This window comes from Novosphingobium profundi, from assembly GCF_018491765.1.
Lineage (GTDB): Bacteria > Pseudomonadota > Alphaproteobacteria > Sphingomonadales > Sphingomonadaceae > Novosphingobium > Novosphingobium profundi.
Map to the genome: position 1 here is coordinate 279,082 of NZ_JABWCU010000003.1, position 16,027 is coordinate 295,108.

Annotated in this window: 9 protein-coding genes; 5 read left to right on the plus strand and 4 right to left on the minus strand. The window is 68.1% G+C overall.

Translation table 11 applies throughout. From position 1 onward, the window contains the following. Nucleotides 1-179: 179 nt before the first annotated feature. A complete protein-coding gene (locus tag HT136_RS03810; protein ID WP_214198001.1) occupies nucleotides 180-1,589 on the minus strand; it encodes a sensor histidine kinase in 1,410 nt (469 codons plus the stop codon). Then, nucleotides 1,586-2,242, minus strand: coding sequence for a response regulator transcription factor (locus tag HT136_RS03815; protein ID WP_214198003.1), 657 nt, complete (start codon nucleotides 2,240-2,242; stop codon nucleotides 1,586-1,588). Before HT136_RS03815 ends, HT136_RS03810 begins: the two co-directional genes overlap by 4 nt. A gap of 118 nt (nucleotides 2,243-2,360) precedes the next feature. On the opposite strand from HT136_RS03815, the gene HT136_RS03820 reads away from it, so the two are divergent. Genes HT136_RS03820 through HT136_RS03830 form a run of 3 tightly spaced genes read left to right on the plus strand, consistent with a single transcriptional unit; the run spans nucleotide 2,361 to nucleotide 7,915 of the window. Further along, a complete protein-coding gene (locus tag HT136_RS03820) occupies nucleotides 2,361-3,515 on the plus strand; it encodes an efflux RND transporter periplasmic adaptor subunit (RefSeq protein ID WP_214198005.1) in 1,155 nt (384 codons plus the stop codon). Nucleotides 3,516-3,519: 4 nt separating this feature from the next. Beyond that, nucleotides 3,520-6,657, plus strand: coding sequence for an efflux RND transporter permease subunit (locus tag HT136_RS03825; RefSeq protein ID WP_214198006.1), 3,138 nt, complete (start codon nucleotides 3,520-3,522; stop codon nucleotides 6,655-6,657). Further along, nucleotides 6,650-7,915: a TolC family protein gene (locus HT136_RS03830; RefSeq protein WP_214198008.1), complete on the plus strand. Its 1,266-nt coding sequence runs from the start codon at nucleotides 6,650-6,652 to the stop codon at nucleotides 7,913-7,915. The genes HT136_RS03825 and HT136_RS03830 overlap by 8 nt, the downstream gene beginning before the upstream one ends. A gap of 13 nt (nucleotides 7,916-7,928) precedes the next feature. Here HT136_RS03830 and HT136_RS03835 read toward each other — a convergent pair whose 3' ends face one another. Beyond that, nucleotides 7,929-9,218, minus strand: coding sequence for an MgtC/SapB family protein (locus HT136_RS03835; protein WP_214198010.1), 1,290 nt, complete (start codon nucleotides 9,216-9,218; stop codon nucleotides 7,929-7,931). 201 nt (nucleotides 9,219-9,419) lie between these two features. On the opposite strand from HT136_RS03835, the gene HT136_RS03840 reads away from it, so the two are divergent. Beyond that, entirely contained in the window at nucleotides 9,420-12,206 is a 2,787-nt protein-coding gene (locus HT136_RS03840) for a DUF3857 domain-containing protein (protein ID WP_214198012.1), read from the plus strand. Nucleotides 12,207-12,260: 54 nt separating this feature from the next. Here the strand turns inward: HT136_RS03840 and HT136_RS03845 are convergent, their stop codons facing one another. Continuing rightward, entirely contained in the window at nucleotides 12,261-13,376 is a 1,116-nt protein-coding gene (locus HT136_RS03845) for a zinc-binding metallopeptidase family protein (protein WP_214198014.1), read from the minus strand. Between the two features lie 235 nt (nucleotides 13,377-13,611). On the opposite strand from HT136_RS03845, the gene HT136_RS03850 reads away from it, so the two are divergent. Beyond that, entirely contained in the window at nucleotides 13,612-15,888 is a 2,277-nt protein-coding gene (locus HT136_RS03850) for an FdhF/YdeP family oxidoreductase (protein ID WP_214198016.1), read from the plus strand. Nucleotides 15,889-16,027 lie beyond the last annotated feature (139 nt).

Here is a 16,027-nt window from a genome sequence, read left to right on the forward strand (position 1 = left end):
ACCGCGGCTTCAAGGCGGCTTTCGTCCTCCTGCACCTGCGAAGGCGAATCCTGGCGTTGCGACGCGGGGAGTGGTGCTGCGGTCGCGCCCACGCGCGGGCAGGCCTGTGCGCCTCGGATCAAGGCGAAGGGGCTGCGACCGACAAGACGAGAGGTCGGCATCGTGCGCGCACAGCGCGGTCAGGCCGTATCAAGGCTCGTGGGAAGTGTCAGCGTGGCCGCAAGCCCGGCCGCGCCATCGGGGCGAGCGCCGAGTTCGAGTGCAAGGCCATAGGCTTCGGCAATATCGCGGGCGATGGCAAGGCCGAGGCCCGATCCGGGCATGGCCGTATCGAAGCGCGAGCCGATGGCGAAGGCTTTCTCGATCCGTTCCGGGGCGAGGCCGGGGCCATCGTCGAGAATGCGCACGACGAGGCCCGCGCGGTCGCCGGATTTGGCTTGCTCCACTTCGACGCTGACGCGCCCGCTTGCCCATTTCCCGGCGTTGTCGAGCAGGATGGCGACGACTTCGGACAAGTCCACCGGGTCGACGGGCAGCGCGGGATCGACCCCATCGCCTGCGGTGAACACGAAGGCCTTGTCGCGGTGCAGGCGCTCCATTGCCGAGAGCAGCGGGGGCATGACCTCGCCGATCCGGCTGACCGTGCCCGGACGCCGGGCGCTGGCGATCGCGCGAGCACGCGCCAGCTGGTATTCGATCTGCTGGACCATGAGGCGGCTCTGTTCGAGCAGGGTCCGGCCCGCGCGCGCGGTGTCGGGGGCCAGCGCGAGCCGCTCGGCCTCGTCGGTGATCACGGCGAGCGGCGTGCGCAGTGAATGGGCGAGATTGCCAGCTTCGAGGCGTGCCCGCTCGACCGCGCCCTCGCTGTGTTCGATATAGATGTTGAGGTCGCTGACGAGCGGCGCGATCTCGGTGGGATAGGAGCCCGCGAGCCGGTCCACGCTGCCTTCGCGCAGGCGCGCGCTGGCGATGCCCAGCCGGTCGAGCGGCCGCAACCCGAAGGTGACGAAGAGTACCCCGGTACTGGCGAGTAGGGCGGCCAGCAGCGCAAGCCACAAGGTCAGTTCGCGATCGAAGCTGGCGATGATCTCATCGAGAATGCGCTGATCGGTGGCAATGACGTAGTGGACGTTGCCGCGGCCGGGGACGTGGCGCACGAAGCCATAGGTGATGGCAGGACCGGTCGGTCCGTTCTCGACGTGATGGTGGATCGAACTGTCGTGCGCGATCGCGGCGTCCAGCTTGCCGCGCGTCAGCGATGCGGAACGTAAGGGGGCATGCCCCTCGAGGCTGACCTGCCAGTAGAAGCCGCCGTCCGGGATTTGGAAGCGCGGGTCGGACAAGGGCCGGTCAAGCCGCAGGGTTCCGTCGGGTTCGATCCGCACGAGGCGTCCCAGTTCCTTGACGTGAACCTGGAGTTCGTCGTGGTAGTTGAGCTCGACGTGCTTGGCGAAGAGGCGCGTTGCCGAATACCAGATTCCGGCGATGCCGAGGCAAATCCACACCAGCGAGGCAAGGAGCAGGCGCACGCGCAGCGATCGCCAGCTCCAGCGGCGCCGGGCTTGTCGGGGCGCGGAAAGCGGGTTCATGCGCCGAACCTGTAGCCGAGCCCGCGCACGGTGTGGATGCGGGTGCGCCCGATCTTGCGGCGCAGGCGCGAGACCAGCACCTCGACCGCGTTGAGATCGTAGTGGCTGGCAAGGTCGTAGAGATGCTCGCCAATGTCGGCCTGCGAGAGAACCTGGCCCGCGCGTCGCACGAACAGGCTGAGCAGGCGAAATTCCTGCTTGCTGAGCGAAAGCGGCTGGCCCTCGCATTCGGCCACGCGCGCGATCGGGTCGATGCGGATCCCGGCATCCTCGATCCAGTTCTCGCGTGCACCGCCCTCGCGCCGCATCAGCGCGTGGAGCCGGGCGAGAAGCTCCTCGAAGCGCACCGGCTTGACCACGAAGTCGTCCGCGCCCGCGTTGAGCCCTGCGACTTTGTCCTGCCAGCTCCCCCGCGCGGTCAGGATCAGGATCGGACAGGCCACCTTGCGCCGCCGCCAATGGGTGAGCAGGTCCATTCCCGAACCGTCGGGCAGCCCGAGGTCGAGGATGATCACCGCGATCTTGTCCATGTCGGGCCAGGCTTCGCCGTCCGCGCGCGAGCGGGCGAGGTCGACCGCAAAGCCGGCCGAACGCAGGCGCTCGGAAAGGCGCGTACTGAGCTGTTCGTCGTCTTCCACCAGCAGCACCCGCACCGCATCTGTCCTTTTGCCTCGCCTGTCCGTCCGGTCACTCCGCACGGTTGCGCGAAACCTGTCAATAGCGCGGAAAACTGACAGGGTCCTGTCAGGTTCGGGGCGCATTCCACTTGCCATGAACAGAACTTCACTTGCGGGCCTCGCGGCGCTGGCGCTGATCCTCGCGGGCGGCGCCTGGTTCGCGCTCGGATCAACGACGTCGTCGGACGAGGCGGACAAGTCGGACGAGCCGGGCGGGGCTTCGGCCGGGACGGCGGGCGCCAGGAACTCCGGAGGTGCTCTCAGCGCGGCGCAAATCAAGGCGCTCGCCATCCGCACCGAGGCCGCTGCGGCCGCCGATGCGGTGCCGCTCGCCTCGGTGCCGGGGCAGGTCACGTTGCCGCCCGAGGCGCGCGTGGCGGTGAGCACGCCGTTCGCGGGCACGGTCGCGCGGCTCTTCGTGCTCGAAGGCGAGAGCGTATCGCGCGGTCAGCCGCTGGCGACCGTGCGGGCCGCGCAGGCCATCCAGTTCAGCGCCGATCTGGCCCGCGCGCGCGCCAACCTTGCGCTGCAGGGTGAACGGGCCCGGCGGCTGGATACTCTCGCTCGCGAGGGTGTCGTCGCCGGGGCCCGCGCCGACGAGGCGCGCGCAAGCCTGCGCCAGTCGCAGGCAAGCGTGGCCGAAAGCGGGCGCCTGCTTGCGCTTGCCGGCGCCAGCGGGGACGGCACGATCACCCTGCGTGCGCCAATTTCCGGGCGCGTTGCGCGCGTGTCGGTCGAAACCGGCGGGCCCGTCGGGGGCGAGACCGCGCCTTTCGTGATCGAGGATACCGAGGCGCTGTCGCTCGACATCCAGCTTCCCGAACGGCTCGCGGGCAAGGTGCGCCCCGGCATGCAGGTGGCGATCGCCGCGCCGCAGGAGGGGGCGCCGGCGATCACCGGACGCATCGTCACGGTTGGTGGCTCGCTCCATCCCGTGACCCGTTCGGTCGTGGCCAAGGCGCGCCTCGATGGGGCCGGGGGACTGGTTCCCGGGCGCGGGGTCATGGCGGTGGTCAGTGACACCTCTGTCGCACCGCGTGCGGGCGTGTCGGTGCCCACGGCCGCAGTAACGCGCGTGGGCGAGCGGGATGTCGTCTTCGTCGCGCAGCAGGGGCGCTTCGTGCGCCGAACCGTGGACGTGGTGGCCGAGGCGGGAGGGCGCACGGTGATTGCCGCAGGCTTGCGGGCGGGCGAAAAGGTTGCCGTCAGTGGCGTCGCCGAACTCAAGTCGCTGCTGGCGGAGCAATAGGCCGATGCTACGCACTCTCGTCGAACGCGCGCTGGCCTGGCGCCTGGCCGTCCTTGGGCTGGCGCTGTGCCTCGCCGGGCTGGGCATCTGGTCGTTCCTGCGCCTGCCGATCGATGCCTTCCCCGACATCAGCTCGACTCAAGTGAAAGTCATCCTCAAGGCACCGGGCATGACCCCCGAAGAGGTCGAGAGCCGGGTCATAACCCCCATCGAGATGGAAATGCTGGGCATTCCCCGGCAAGCCACGCTGCGCTCGGTGGCCAAATACGCGATTGCCGATATCACCATCGATTTCGACGACGGCGCCGACATCTACTGGGCGCGCAGTCAGGTTGCCGAACGGCTCAATGGCGTCATGGCCGAGTTGCCGGCGAACGTCTCGGGCGGCATGGCGCCGATCTCGACGCCGCTCTCGGACATGTACATGTTCACCATCGAGGGACCGCAGAGCCTTGCTGAAAAGCGTCGCACGCTCGACTGGCTGATCCGGCCGGCGCTGCGCACGGTGCCGGGCGTCGCCGACGTCAACGCGCTGGGGGGACGGGTGGAGACTTTCGAAGTCGTGCCCGACATGGCCGCGCTGGCATCCGCGGGGATCACCGTCGCCGAACTTGCAGAGGCCATCGAGGCGTCCAACCGCAACGATGGCGCCGGACGTCTCACCGCCGGCGAGGAGGCGCTCATCGTGCGCTCGACCGGGGCAATCGAGACCCTCGACGATCTCGCCGCCGTCGTCGTTCACGCCGATGGTGGGCGTATCGTGCGCGTGGGCGACCTGGGCCGTGTGCGCACCGGCAGTCTCACGCGCTATGGCGCGGTGACGCGCGACGGCAAGGGCGAGGGCGTCGAGGGGCTGGTCATCGGCCTTCGCGGCGCGGACGCGGCGCAAGTGGTCGACGGGGTCAAGGCGCGGCTCGCGGAGCTCGAACCCAGCCTTCCCGTGGGAATGCAGGTGCGCGTCTTCTACGACCGTTCCGATCTCATCGGGCATGCGGTGGGCACGGTCGAGGAAGCGCTGCTCGAGGCGACCTTGCTGGTGGTCGTGCTGCTCCTGCTGTTCCTCGGTGACGTGCGCGCCTCGTTGATCGTGGCGCTGGCGCTGCCGATGGCCGCACTGCTGACATTCATCTTCATGCGCGCGATCGGGCTGACCGCCAACCTGATGAGCCTGGGCGGCCTTGCCATCGCGGTGGGCATGCTGGTCGACGGGGCTGTGGTGGTGGTGGAGAACGTGGTGGAGCGTCTCGGCGATCCCCGGCACGCCGGCGCTGGCAAGCTCCACAACGTGCTCGTCGCGGCAGGCGAAGTGGCCAAGCCGGTCGCTGCGGGCATGGCGATCATCGCGCTGGTGTTCCTGCCGCTGCTCACGCTCCAGGGGCTGGAGGGCAAGCTTTTCGCGCCGGTCGCGCTGACGATCGTGCTGGCGCTGCTTTCGGCTCTGGTGCTTTCGCTCACGCTGGTTCCGGTGCTTTCCTATTTCGTGCTCAGGGTGAAGGGCGACGCCGGTGGCCATGAAACTGGACATGAACCCTGGCTGATGCGCATGCTCGCGCCGCGTTACCACAGCGTGTTGCAGGTCGCCTTCGCGCGCCCGCGCCTGGTCTATGCACTGGCCGGCCTGTCGCTGGCCATCGCCGGCGGGGCCTATGCGCTGACCGGCAAGACCTTCCTGCCCACGATGGACGAGGGTTCGGTGATCGTGCAGTTGACCAAGCTGCCTTCGATCGCGCTCGAACACAGCCTCGAGGGGGACCTCAAGGCCCAGCGCGCGATTTTGGCCAAGGTGCCCGAGGTGCGCTCGGCCATCGCGCGGGTCGGCTCGGACGAGCTCGGCCTCGACCCGATGAGCCTCAATGAAACCGATACCTTCCTCGAGCTCAAGCCGCGCGCCGAGTGGCGCGTTGCCGACAAGGCGTGGCTGATCGGCCGCTTGCGCGACGCGCTGGCGAGCCTGCCGGGGATCGAGGCGAGTTTCACCCAGCCGATCGACATGCGCATCTCGGAAATGCTGACCGGCTCGCGCGGGGATCTTGCGATCAAGGTCTTCGGGCCCGACCTTGGCGAACTCTCCCGGATCGCCGCGCGTATCCAGGGACGTCTCCAGAAGATCGCGGGGACCAGCGAGGCGATGACGGTGGCGGACGACCGGGTCGACTATCTCCAGGTCGCGATCGACCGTGTCGCCGCCGGGCGCGTGGGCATGCCGGTGAGCGCGTTGCAGGACGCCATGCGCGCGCAAGTCGAGGGCGTGCACGCGGGCGTGGTGGCCCAGGGCGTGCGGCGGGTCCCGATCGTCGTGCGTGGCGAGGGGCAGGCGCTTTCCCCGCAGGGCTTTGCCGATACGCTCTACCGCTCGCCAAGCGGGCAACTCGTGCGCGCCAGCGACGTCGCGCGCGTCGAGCGGGTCGAGGGTCCGGTCAAGCTCGAACACGAGAACGGCTCGCGCTACGCGCTGGTGCAGGCCTTCGTCTCGGGCCGCGACCTCGTCGGCTATGTCGAGGAAGCGAAAGCCGACATCGCGGCCAATGTATCCCTGCCGCAGGGCTATCGCATCGTCTGGGGCGGGCAGTTCGAGAACCAGCAGCGCGCCTCGGCGCGGCTCATGGTGGTGCTGCCGATCGCGCTCGCGATGATCTTCGTGGTGCTCTACGCGACGCTGCGCTCGCTACGGGCCTCGTTGCTGATCCTCGCGATGATCCCCTTCGCGATGGTGGGAGGCATGATTTCGCTCGCGCTCTCGGGCGAATACCTCTCGGTGCCGGCTTCGGTCGGCTTCATCGCGCTGCTCGGTATCGCGGTGCTCAACGGGCTCGTCATGGTCAGCTATTTTCGCCAGTTGCGCGAGGAAGGGCTACCTCTTGCCGAGGCCGTCCGGCGTGGGGCCGAACGCCGTCTGCGCCCCGTGCTGATGACCGCCACGATCGCCGCCTTCGGGCTGGTGCCGCTGCTATTCGCAAGCGGCCCGGGCTCGGAAATCCAGAAGCCGCTCGCCATTGTGGTGATCGGCGGGCTGGTTACCTCCACCCTGTTGACGCTGGTGCTGCTGCCGATGCTTTACGAGCGCTTCGGCGAGAGCCGGGCCGAGCGTGAAGGCGGGGACCGCGCGCATCCCCAACTCAATGGGGAGGCGTCCCATGCGTAAGTCGAGGCTCGCCGCTGCTTTGCTCGTGGCCCCGTTGGCGATGGCGGGCACTTCGCCACTTCGCGCCCAGACGGTGCCGGACCCGGGCCTTCCCACCACCGCGCAAGTCAAGGCCGCGCTCGACGCGCACCCCTCGGTCCAGGCCGCACAGGCGCGCACCGAGGCGGCCCGAGCACAGGCGCGCGCCCTTTCGAGCGGGAGCCAGGAAGTCACCTTCAGTGGCAGCTACGTCAACCGTTCGGTGGCGCGCGAGGGCGATTTCGACGAGTTCGACGCCCAGTTGATGCGTCCCATCCGCCTGCCCGGCAAGGCGCGGCTCGACAAGGAGATCGGCCGCTATGGCGTGACTTCGGCGCAGAACCGCGCCGAGGATGCGCGGCATCAGGCGGCGACCCTGCTCAACCAGAGCTGGTGGGACTGGCTGGGTGCCGCGGAGGAAGCGCGCATCGACCGGCAGGCCGTGGCGAACTACGAAGCGATGGCCAAGGCGGTCGGGCGCCGGGTCGAACTGCGCGACGCCGCGCAGCTCGAGGCCGATCAGGCCGAGGCGAGCCTTGCGTTGGCCCGGCTTTGCGCGCAGCAGTCCGAGGGGCGCGAGGCGCTTGCCCGCGCGCGCCTGAAGGCGCAGTTTCCCGATCTGCCCCTGACGGACAGCGCACCGCCGGTGCCTCGGCCCGCATTGCCCGCCGAAGGCATCGCCGCGCTCGGCGAGAAAGTGATCCTCCATAGCCACGAGATCGCGGCGGCCGAGGCGGCGGCCGGCGGTGCAGACGCCTCGGCCGAGCGCGTGCGCGCCGATCGGCTGGCGGATCCCTCAGTCGGGGTGCGGTTGTTTTCCGAGCGGGGCGGGGACGAGAGGGGCGCCGGACTGCTCTTCTCGATGCCACTGGGCGGCGGGCATCGTTCGGCGCTCGCCGACCAGGCCGAGGCGGAAGCCGGGGCCGCGCGGGCAGAGGCCATGGCCACCCGCTTCGCCGTGCGCGAAATGGCCGAGGCCGACATGTCCGAGGCGCGCTATCGCCATGCCGCCTGGGCCAGCGCACGCGCCGGCCTCGATGCGCAAATGGCTGCGCTGGCCAAGTTGCGGCTGGGCTACAAGGCGGGCGAGATCGACCTCTCCGACGCGTTGCTCGGGGAGCGTCAGGTCCACGAGGCCTTCCGGATGGAAGTGCAGGCACGGACCGAGGCGATGCGCGCGCTCACTCGGCTGCGGCTCGATTCGCACGCGATCTGGATCGGCGACCCCGACGATCTGTAGGGCGCAAACGTCATCAGCCGATGAGCGGGACCGCAGCAAGGGCGAGCGAAACCAGCAGGACCACGAGGCTCGAGGTGAGCGCGAGGCCCGCACGGCGACCGGCCGCAAGCCCCGCGTTGACGAAGACGATGCCTGTCTTGAAGGCCATGTTGCTGGCCACCGTCCCGGCCAGCGCCAGCGCGGCGATGGCCTCGGCGACCGAGCCCTGTGGCAGGGTCGAATAGGCGACGAGCGCGGCGTCGACGTCGAAGCTTCCGGCCAGGAACAGCGAGAAGCCTCCGCCGGCCCCGCCGAATTCGGCCTGAGCCCAGCGCACCAGCAACGCGGCTCCGGCGACGGCGAGAAGGAAACCCAGCGCGGGGAGGAGTTCGAAGGGCTTGCCAGAGGCCGCCTCCGACTGCCCCCTTAGCGCGCGTTCCTGGCGCCAGACGAGCGCTGTGGCGATGCAGGCGGTAACCAGCGCGGGCCCCAGCAGCAACGCCATACGCGGCGCGATGTCGGGGGTCAGCAGCAGAGCCAGAATCAGCACGCGCACGTACATGACCGAGGAAGCGAGCGCGACACCCGTGGCGAGGGGGCCTTCGCCTCCCTTGCCCAACTGGCTGGCGAAGGCAGCGGTCACGGCGGTCGAGGAATAGGCGCCCCCGATCACCGCGGTCGTCAGCGTGCCCGCGCTCGCACCGATCACGCGTCGCGCGATGTAGCCCGCGATCGAGAAGCCGGTGATGAGGATCACGACGAGCCAGAGCTGGAAAGGGTTCCAGGCCTCGTAAGGGCCGAACCGGGCATCGGGCAGGAACGGCAGCACCGCGACGGCGATGACCGCGAAGCGCACCAGCGCGCGCAACTCTTGCGGGGTGAGTGCCTTGAGCGTGGCATGGGCTTGCTGGCGCAGCGAGAGCAGCAGCGCGACGACGGCCGCCAGCGCGAGGGCGAGGGCGGGCATCCCCGCGCCTGCCACCATGCCCAGCGCGGCGGTGCCAAGTGCGGCGACGGGTGTGGTCGCGTCGACCACGCGGCCTTTCGGGCGCGAGCGGAAGAAGGCGCCAAGCAGCAGTGCAAGCAGTCCGGCCAGCAGGATCGCGCCGAGCGCGCCCGAGATCTGTTGCGTTACGAGCGCGACGAGCCCGCCGACGACGCCGATCAGGCCGAACGTGCGCAGCCCCGCGACGCGCATGCCGTCGGCCGCCTCGCGCTGGCGCCAGCCGCGCTCGATGCCTACCAGAAGCCCTGCGGCCAACGCAGCGAGCAGGTCGCTCGCGATGCCGAGCTGATCCATCCAGTCGCCCGCATGTGTCGGCACTTGCGCAACCTTTCCCCGTCAAATCCCTCAAAAGGCTCTAAGCCGGTTTCGCATGGCGGGGGAAGAGGGGTTTTGCGAGAGGAGGCGGGCGCTTGCCCGGGCACGGCTTACAGGTTTTTCATGGTCCTGGTCCGGCGCGCGCCATTGCCTTGGCACAGTGTTGTTGCCAGAAACGGGGCGAGAGAGATTTCAGGGGGTAGAATGCGCATCGTTTCACTGTGCCTTGCGGGGGCATCCTTGCTGGCGGCGGGCACGGCCATGGCGGGCGAGGAGGTGCTCTATGCGCCCGCGCCGGGCTGGGTCGAGGAATACAAGTCGGCCGATATCGACACCGCGGCCAAGACGCCGCTCGCGCTCTACGACGTGCAGCAGAGGCTCGCGGACGGCACGCTTTCGACATATGTCGACCGGGCCTTCAAGCTCGACGCACCGCAGGCGCTGACGCAGGCGGGGACCAGCAGCGCGGCCTGGCAGCCGGGGCAGGGCGACCTTACCGTGCACCGGGTCGAGATTCTGCGCGCAGGCAAGGTCATCGACGTGCTGGCCGGCGGGGTGAAGTATACCGTCCTGCGTCGCGAGACCCAGCTCGAGCAGCGCTCGCTGGATGGCGCGCTGACCGCGACGCTGGCTGTTCCAGGGCTGCAACTGGGCGACATCCTGCGCATTTCCTATACGCAGACGATCCACGACCCGACGCTCAAGGGCAAGGTGCAGGTGAGCAACGCGCTGATCGCGGCGCCGCTCGAGGCCGGTTTCGCGCGCGAGATCGTATCCTGGCCGAAGGGCGATCCGGTCCGCTGGAAGGTGTCCCCGGCTGCGGTCACGGTCAAGGAGACGGACGTGGGCGGTGACCATCGCCTGACGATCGCGCTGCCGCTCGCCAAGCCCGAGGACATGCCCGAGGACGCACCCTTGCGCTACCGTAGCGGCTCGACCCTGCAGGCGGGCACCTTCGCCGATTGGGCGGACATCTCGCGCACGTTCGCGCCGCTCTACGCGACCTCGGGGCTGATCGGTGCGGGCAGCCCGCTTGCATCCGAGGTCGCCCGGATCAAGGCCACCTCGAGCGACCCCGTGACCCGCGCGGCGCTGGCGACGCGACTGGTGCAGGACAAGGTCAGCTACCAGTTCAACGGCATGGCCACAGGCAACTACGTGCCGCAGGCGCCGGACCAGACCTGGCAACTGCGCTATGGCGACTGCAAGGCCAAGACCCTGCTGCTGCTGGCCCTGCTCGACGGTCTCGGCATCGAAAGCGAGGCGGTTCTCGCCCATTCCACGATGAGCGATGCGCTTCCCGGGCTGCTGCCGATGCCGGGCGACTTCGACCACGTGCTGGTGCGCGCGACGATCGCGGGCAAGGAGTACTGGCTCGACGGCACGTCGGCGGGCACGCGCACGGCGAACATCGCCGATACCCCGCCGTTCCGCAACGTCCTGCCGCTGCGCGCCGAAGGAGCCGAACTTCTCGCCGTCGCGCCGCGCGTGCCGGGTGTCGCGCAAGCCGAGGTCCAGCTTACGTTCGACGAGCGCGGCGGGGTCGATCTTCCGGCGATCGTGCGGGCCAGCGCCCACCTTTCGGGGGTGATCGGGGTGAACGTTGGATCGGCGCTGAAGCAGATGGGCGAGGAGCAGAAGAAGCAGTTCATCGACCAGTTCGTCAATTCGACGCTCGAAGGCCTGGCGGTGACCACAAGTGCCGTCAGTTTCGACGAGGAGCGGGGCGTTGCCCGGATCGACGTCGAGGGCATCCGTACCAGTGGCTGGCAGCGCCAGGGCGCCCTGAAGCGGCAGAACTTCGGCGATCTGCCGAGCCAGGATGTCGCGTTCAGCCCCGACCGCGCGCGCCCGGCCTGGCGCGACCTGCCGGTCGACACCGGCTTTGCCAGCCTCCAGCAGACCGAACTCACCGTGCTCCTGCCCGAGGATGAGGAGGGCTATGCCCTGCGCGGCCGGGCAGACCTCGACATGTCGTTTGCCAACACCCGTTTCGTTCGCAAGGCGGCGCTCTCGGGCCATACCTTGACGGTGAGCGAACGCGTCGAGGCGCTGGGCGGTGAGGTTCCCAGCACGGCGATCGCGGCCGAGAAGGGCAAGGCCGCGCGCATCGCCAATTCGGCGGTCTACCTGCTCTCGCCCGCCAAGGCGGTGCGCCAGTGGCAGCTTGGTGACCCCAAGTACCGCGCCCGCATCGCGCCTTACGAAGCCGCCTACGCCAAGGCGATCGCGCGTGATCCCGACGAAGCGGCCTCCTACCTCAATCGTGGGCGTTTTCGCTGGGGCACCACCGACCTCAAGGGGGCGCTCGAGGATTTCGACAAGGCGATCGAGCTCGACCCGGCCGCCGACACCTACCGCATGCGCGGCGCGCTGCGCATGTCGCTGGGGCAATTCGACGGGGCTCTTGAGGAATACCGCAAGGCTTTCGAACTCGATCCGTCCGAGAGCTCGGCGATGGCTCTCGCCGGGGCGCTGGGTCGCACCGGTCACACCGACGAGGCGCTGGCGCTGGTCGACGAGTTCGACGACATGGGCAAGGAGCACCCGACCTACGTGCAGATCCGTGCCGAAGCGCTCGGCTTCGGCGGGCGTGCGCAGGAAGGGCTCGCCGCGATCGACGACCTTATCGCCGAGCGGCCCGATCAGGGCTATCTGCTCAACGCTTCGTGCTGGTACCGCGCGCGGTTCAAGGTGGGCACGCAGGCCATGATGGAAACCTGCGACAAGGCCGTGGAGCAGGCCGGGATGGGGGCCGCCTCGCTCGACAGCCGCGCGCTCGCCTGGCTGCAACTGGGCAAGCCCGACAAGGCCCTGGTCGATGCCAACGCCGCGCTCGCGCTTGCACCCGACCAGACCTCGACGCTCTACTTCCGTGCCATCGCGCTCGAGCGCATGGGCGATACCAGCGGCGCTGGCCTGATCGCCTATCTCGACCGGATTTGGCCGGGGCAGGCGCTCGATTACGCACGCTACGGCCTGAAACCCTGATCGCCGCGCGGGCCCTGCCACGGCCCACGCGGCCAGGGGTAAGGCTGACAGGGATCAGGCCGACAGGGGCTCCGCGGACATCGAAAGGGGCGGCGTGGCCTGACGGTTGGCGGCGACGAGACGTGCGATGAAGGCGAGCTTCGCGACGATCGCGTCGGAAAGGCGGAAGGGGTAGGCATCGCTCTGGCCCATCGAGCGGTTCATGCAGTTGAGCGCGAAGGCGAGCGGCTCCATGTGGCGAACAAGCGTCGCGGCGCTGGCGGTGTAGGGATCGAAGCGGACCTCGATCTCCTCGCTATCGGGGGCTTCGGGCAATTGCAGCGACAATTCGAGGCTTCCGGCGGTCGCGAGCAGGTCGACCATGTGCAGGTAGTGCGCCCAGGTCTCGGCGAAGTCCTCCCAGGGGTGCGAAGTCGCGTAGTAGCTGACGTAGGCTTCGGTCCAGACCACGTTCGAGTCGCCGTTGTAGTGGTTTTGCAGGGCCTGCTGGTAGTCGGCGCGTTCGTCACCGAAGATCTCGCGGAATTCCGCGAGCGCGGATGGGTCGTTCTCCACCAGCCGCGACCAGTAGTGGTGTCCCACCTCGTGCCGGAAATGGCCGAGAAGCGTACGATAGGGTTCGCCCATGGCCGCGCGGGTGCGTTCGCGTTCGGCGTCGTCGGCCTCGATCAGGTTCAGCGTGATGAGGCCGGAGTCGTGCCCGGTCATGACTTGCGGCCTGCCCTCCTTCTCCGCTGCGGGATCATAGAGGAAATCGAAGGCGAGGCCCTGGCGTCCCGGCGCCTCCTCGGCTTTGGTCTCGAGCGGCAGGAGCAGCTTCAGAAGCGTGTGGATCATGCGCCGCTTGGCCGCCTCGATCCGCGCCCAGCGCGGGGGCACGGAAGGTTCCGCAAGGTCGGGGATCGTGCGGTTGTGCCGACAGGCACGGCACAAGTGGCTGGGTTCGTCGGGTTCGACCAGCCAGTTGCAGATCGCGTGGTCGTCGTTGTTGGCGCAGACCACCACGTCGCGGGTTTCGCCCTGCGCGTCGCGCCAGAGGGTGGCCTCGTCGGCGAGGAAGCGGAACGCATCGGTCATTGGGTCGAAGCCGAGCGTGGCACCGCAATGCGGGCACAGGCGCGCTTCGAAATGGATTGGACGCTGGCAATTGGGGCAGGCGAACGCGTGCATGCTAGGTCTTCCTGATCGGGTGCTCACACCCCCTCGGTGGAGGTGCGGTCCCGATAACGCACCAAGACGCGGGTTGGTTCGCGTCTTGCGCACCGAAAAAACCACCCTCACGTCTTTCGGCAAGGGTGGAACTGCGTCTACCATTGTAACGGTTACCTCTTGCAGGTCCTTGCCGAAAGGTGGAACCAGCAGGGGGCGCTGCGCATTTTGCCCAAGGAATTACGGGAGAAAGTCGATGTCCAAGAGCCCCAAGGTCCAGAGCTACAAGGGATCGGCGGGGGGCTGGGGATCGCTCAAGGGCATTTCGCGCATCGAAAAGTCGCAGAAGGCGGGCCCCTCGGTGCTCGACACGCTGCGCCAGCTCAACAAGCCGGGTGGCACGATGTGCACCTCGTGCGCGTGGGTGAAGTCGGAAAAGCCCAAGCCCTTCGAATTCTGCGAGAATGGCGCCAAGGCAACACTCTGGGACCTCACCACCGACCGTTGCACGCCCGATTTCTTCGCCGCGCACAGCGTCAGCGAGCTTGCCACCTGGTCGGACTACGAGCTGGAGATGGAAGGGCGGCTGACCCATCCCATGCGCTACGACGCGGCCAGCGACCACTACGTTCCGGCGACCTGGGACGAGGCTTTTGCGGCAATCGGGGCCAAGCTGCGTACGCTCGATCCTAAGGGGGTGACCTTCTACGCCAGCGGCAAGGCCGCGCTCGAGCCGAGCTATCTCTACGCGCTTTACGCGCGGATGTACGGCAACAACAACCTGCCCGACAGCTCGAACATGTGCCACGAGACGACGTCAGTCGGGCTCAAGAAGGTGACCGGATCGCCCGTCGGTACCTGCCAGATGGACGATTTCGAGCACTGCGATGCGATCTTCTATCTCGGCCAGAATCCCGGCACCAATTCGCCGCGCATTCTTCATCCGCTCCAGAAGGCGGTGAAGCGGGGCTGCAAGATCGTGGTCTTCAACCCGCTCAAGGAAAAGGCGCTCACCGAGTTCCGCAGCCCGCAGAGCCCGGTGCAGATGACCTTCGGCAAGGCCACCCGCATGAGTCATCTCTACCTGCAGGTGCGCCCGGGCGGCGACATCGCGGCGCTGATGGGCACGATGAAGCGGGTAATCGAGCGCGACGAGCAGGCCAAGGCGCGGGGCGCGCGGCGTGTTCTCGACACCGCGTTCCTGGAACAACACACGCATGGGCTCGAACCCTTCCTTGCCAGGCTCACGGCTACCTCATGGGAGGAACTCGAGGAAGCGAGCGGGGTGACCCGTGTCGAGATGGAGGCGGCGGGCGACATCTACGCCGATGCCACCAAGGTCATCGGCATCTACGGCATGGGCCTTACCCAGCACGTGCACGGGAACCAGGCGATCGGCCTGCTGGTCAACCTGCTGCTGCTGGGCGGAAACATCGGGCGCCAGGGGGCCGGGTGTTCGCCTATCCGTGGCCATTCGAACGTGCAGGGCCAGCGCACCGTTGGGATCACCGAGAAAGTCGCGCTTGCCCCGGTCGAGAAATACCGTGAGATACTGGGGCTCGAAACCCCGCCAGAGGATGGTCATACCACCGTCGAGTTCCTCGAGGCGCTGCTGGCGGGGACCAACACCGGGTACATCGGCCTTGGCGGCAACCTCGCGCGCGCCATCCCCGACCACGACCGGGTCTACCCGCATTGGCGCGGCATGGAACTGACCGTCCACATTGCCACCAAGCTCAACAAGACGCATTGCATGCCCGGCAAGGAAGCCTGGCTGCTGCCATGCCTGGTACGCGCCGAGGAGGACATCCAGGCGACGGGCAACCAGTGGGTCTCGATGGAGGACAGCTTCAGCCACGTCTCGGCCTCGAAGGGCAAGCGCAAGCCCGCGAGCGAGCACCTGATGAGCGAGACCGCGATCATCTGCGAGATGGCCAAGGCGACCCTTGCGCCCAATCCGCGCTGGAAGTGGGATGCCTGGCGGGGAGACTATGCCCGCATCCGCGACCTGATCGCGCGTACGTATCCCGAGCAGTTCTACGACATGGATAGCCGCATGCACGAGGCGGGCGGCTTTTACCGCGGCAATGCGGCACGCGAGCGAATCTGGAAGACCGAAAGCGGCAAGGCCGAGTTCACCACACCCAGTGTCCTCAACGCCTGTGGCATCCGCGGCAATCCGGGCGGAATGCATCTCGTCACGCTGCGCTCGAACGACCAGTTCAACACCACGATCTACGGCTTTTCGGACCGTCTGCGCGGGCTCGAGGGTAATCGCATGATCGTGCTGCTCAGCCCTGACGAGATCGCGCGCCTGGGCCTTCGCGAATATCAGGAGGTTTCGCTGGTGACCGAAGTCGGCGACAACGTCGAGCGGCGCGTCTCGGGCCTCTCGGTGCGCGCCTACGACCTGCCCAAGGGCACTGTCGTCGGCTATTTCCCCGAACTCAATCCGCTCGTGCCGCTGTGGTACCATGACGAATTGGCCAAGACCCCGGCGAGCAAGGGGATTCCCGTTCGTATCGAGGATTGAACTTTCGCGCAGGGGTGGACACCCCGTCGCTGCGCGGGCAAACTGAAGGCACTTCGAAAAAATCACGACCCGATTTTGGCGCGATGCGGAACGCAGGCGCCCTTGAGGGCTTTCAACAGGGATGGGGGCACCGGAACGG

What these genes read in the sequence shown, in the direction of transcription:
- HT136_RS03840 (WP_214198012.1), top strand. Translation starts at nt 9,420, where the DNA reads ATGCGCATCGTTTCACTGTGCCTTGCGGGGGCATCCTTGCTGGCGGCG.
- HT136_RS03830 (WP_214198008.1), top strand. Translation starts at nt 6,650, where the DNA reads ATGCGTAAGTCGAGGCTCGCCGCTGCTTTGCTCGTGGCCCCGTTGGCG.
- HT136_RS03845 (WP_214198014.1), bottom strand. Translation starts at nt 13,376, where the DNA reads ATGCACGCGTTCGCCTGCCCCAATTGCCAGCGTCCAATCCATTTCGAA.
- HT136_RS03820 (WP_214198005.1), top strand. Translation starts at nt 2,361, where the DNA reads ATGAACAGAACTTCACTTGCGGGCCTCGCGGCGCTGGCGCTGATCCTC.
- HT136_RS03810 (WP_214198001.1), bottom strand. Translation starts at nt 1,589, where the DNA reads ATGAACCCGCTTTCCGCGCCCCGACAAGCCCGGCGCCGCTGGAGCTGG.
- HT136_RS03850 (WP_214198016.1), top strand. Translation starts at nt 13,612, where the DNA reads ATGTCCAAGAGCCCCAAGGTCCAGAGCTACAAGGGATCGGCGGGGGGC.
- HT136_RS03825 (WP_214198006.1), top strand. Translation starts at nt 3,520, where the DNA reads ATGCTACGCACTCTCGTCGAACGCGCGCTGGCCTGGCGCCTGGCCGTC.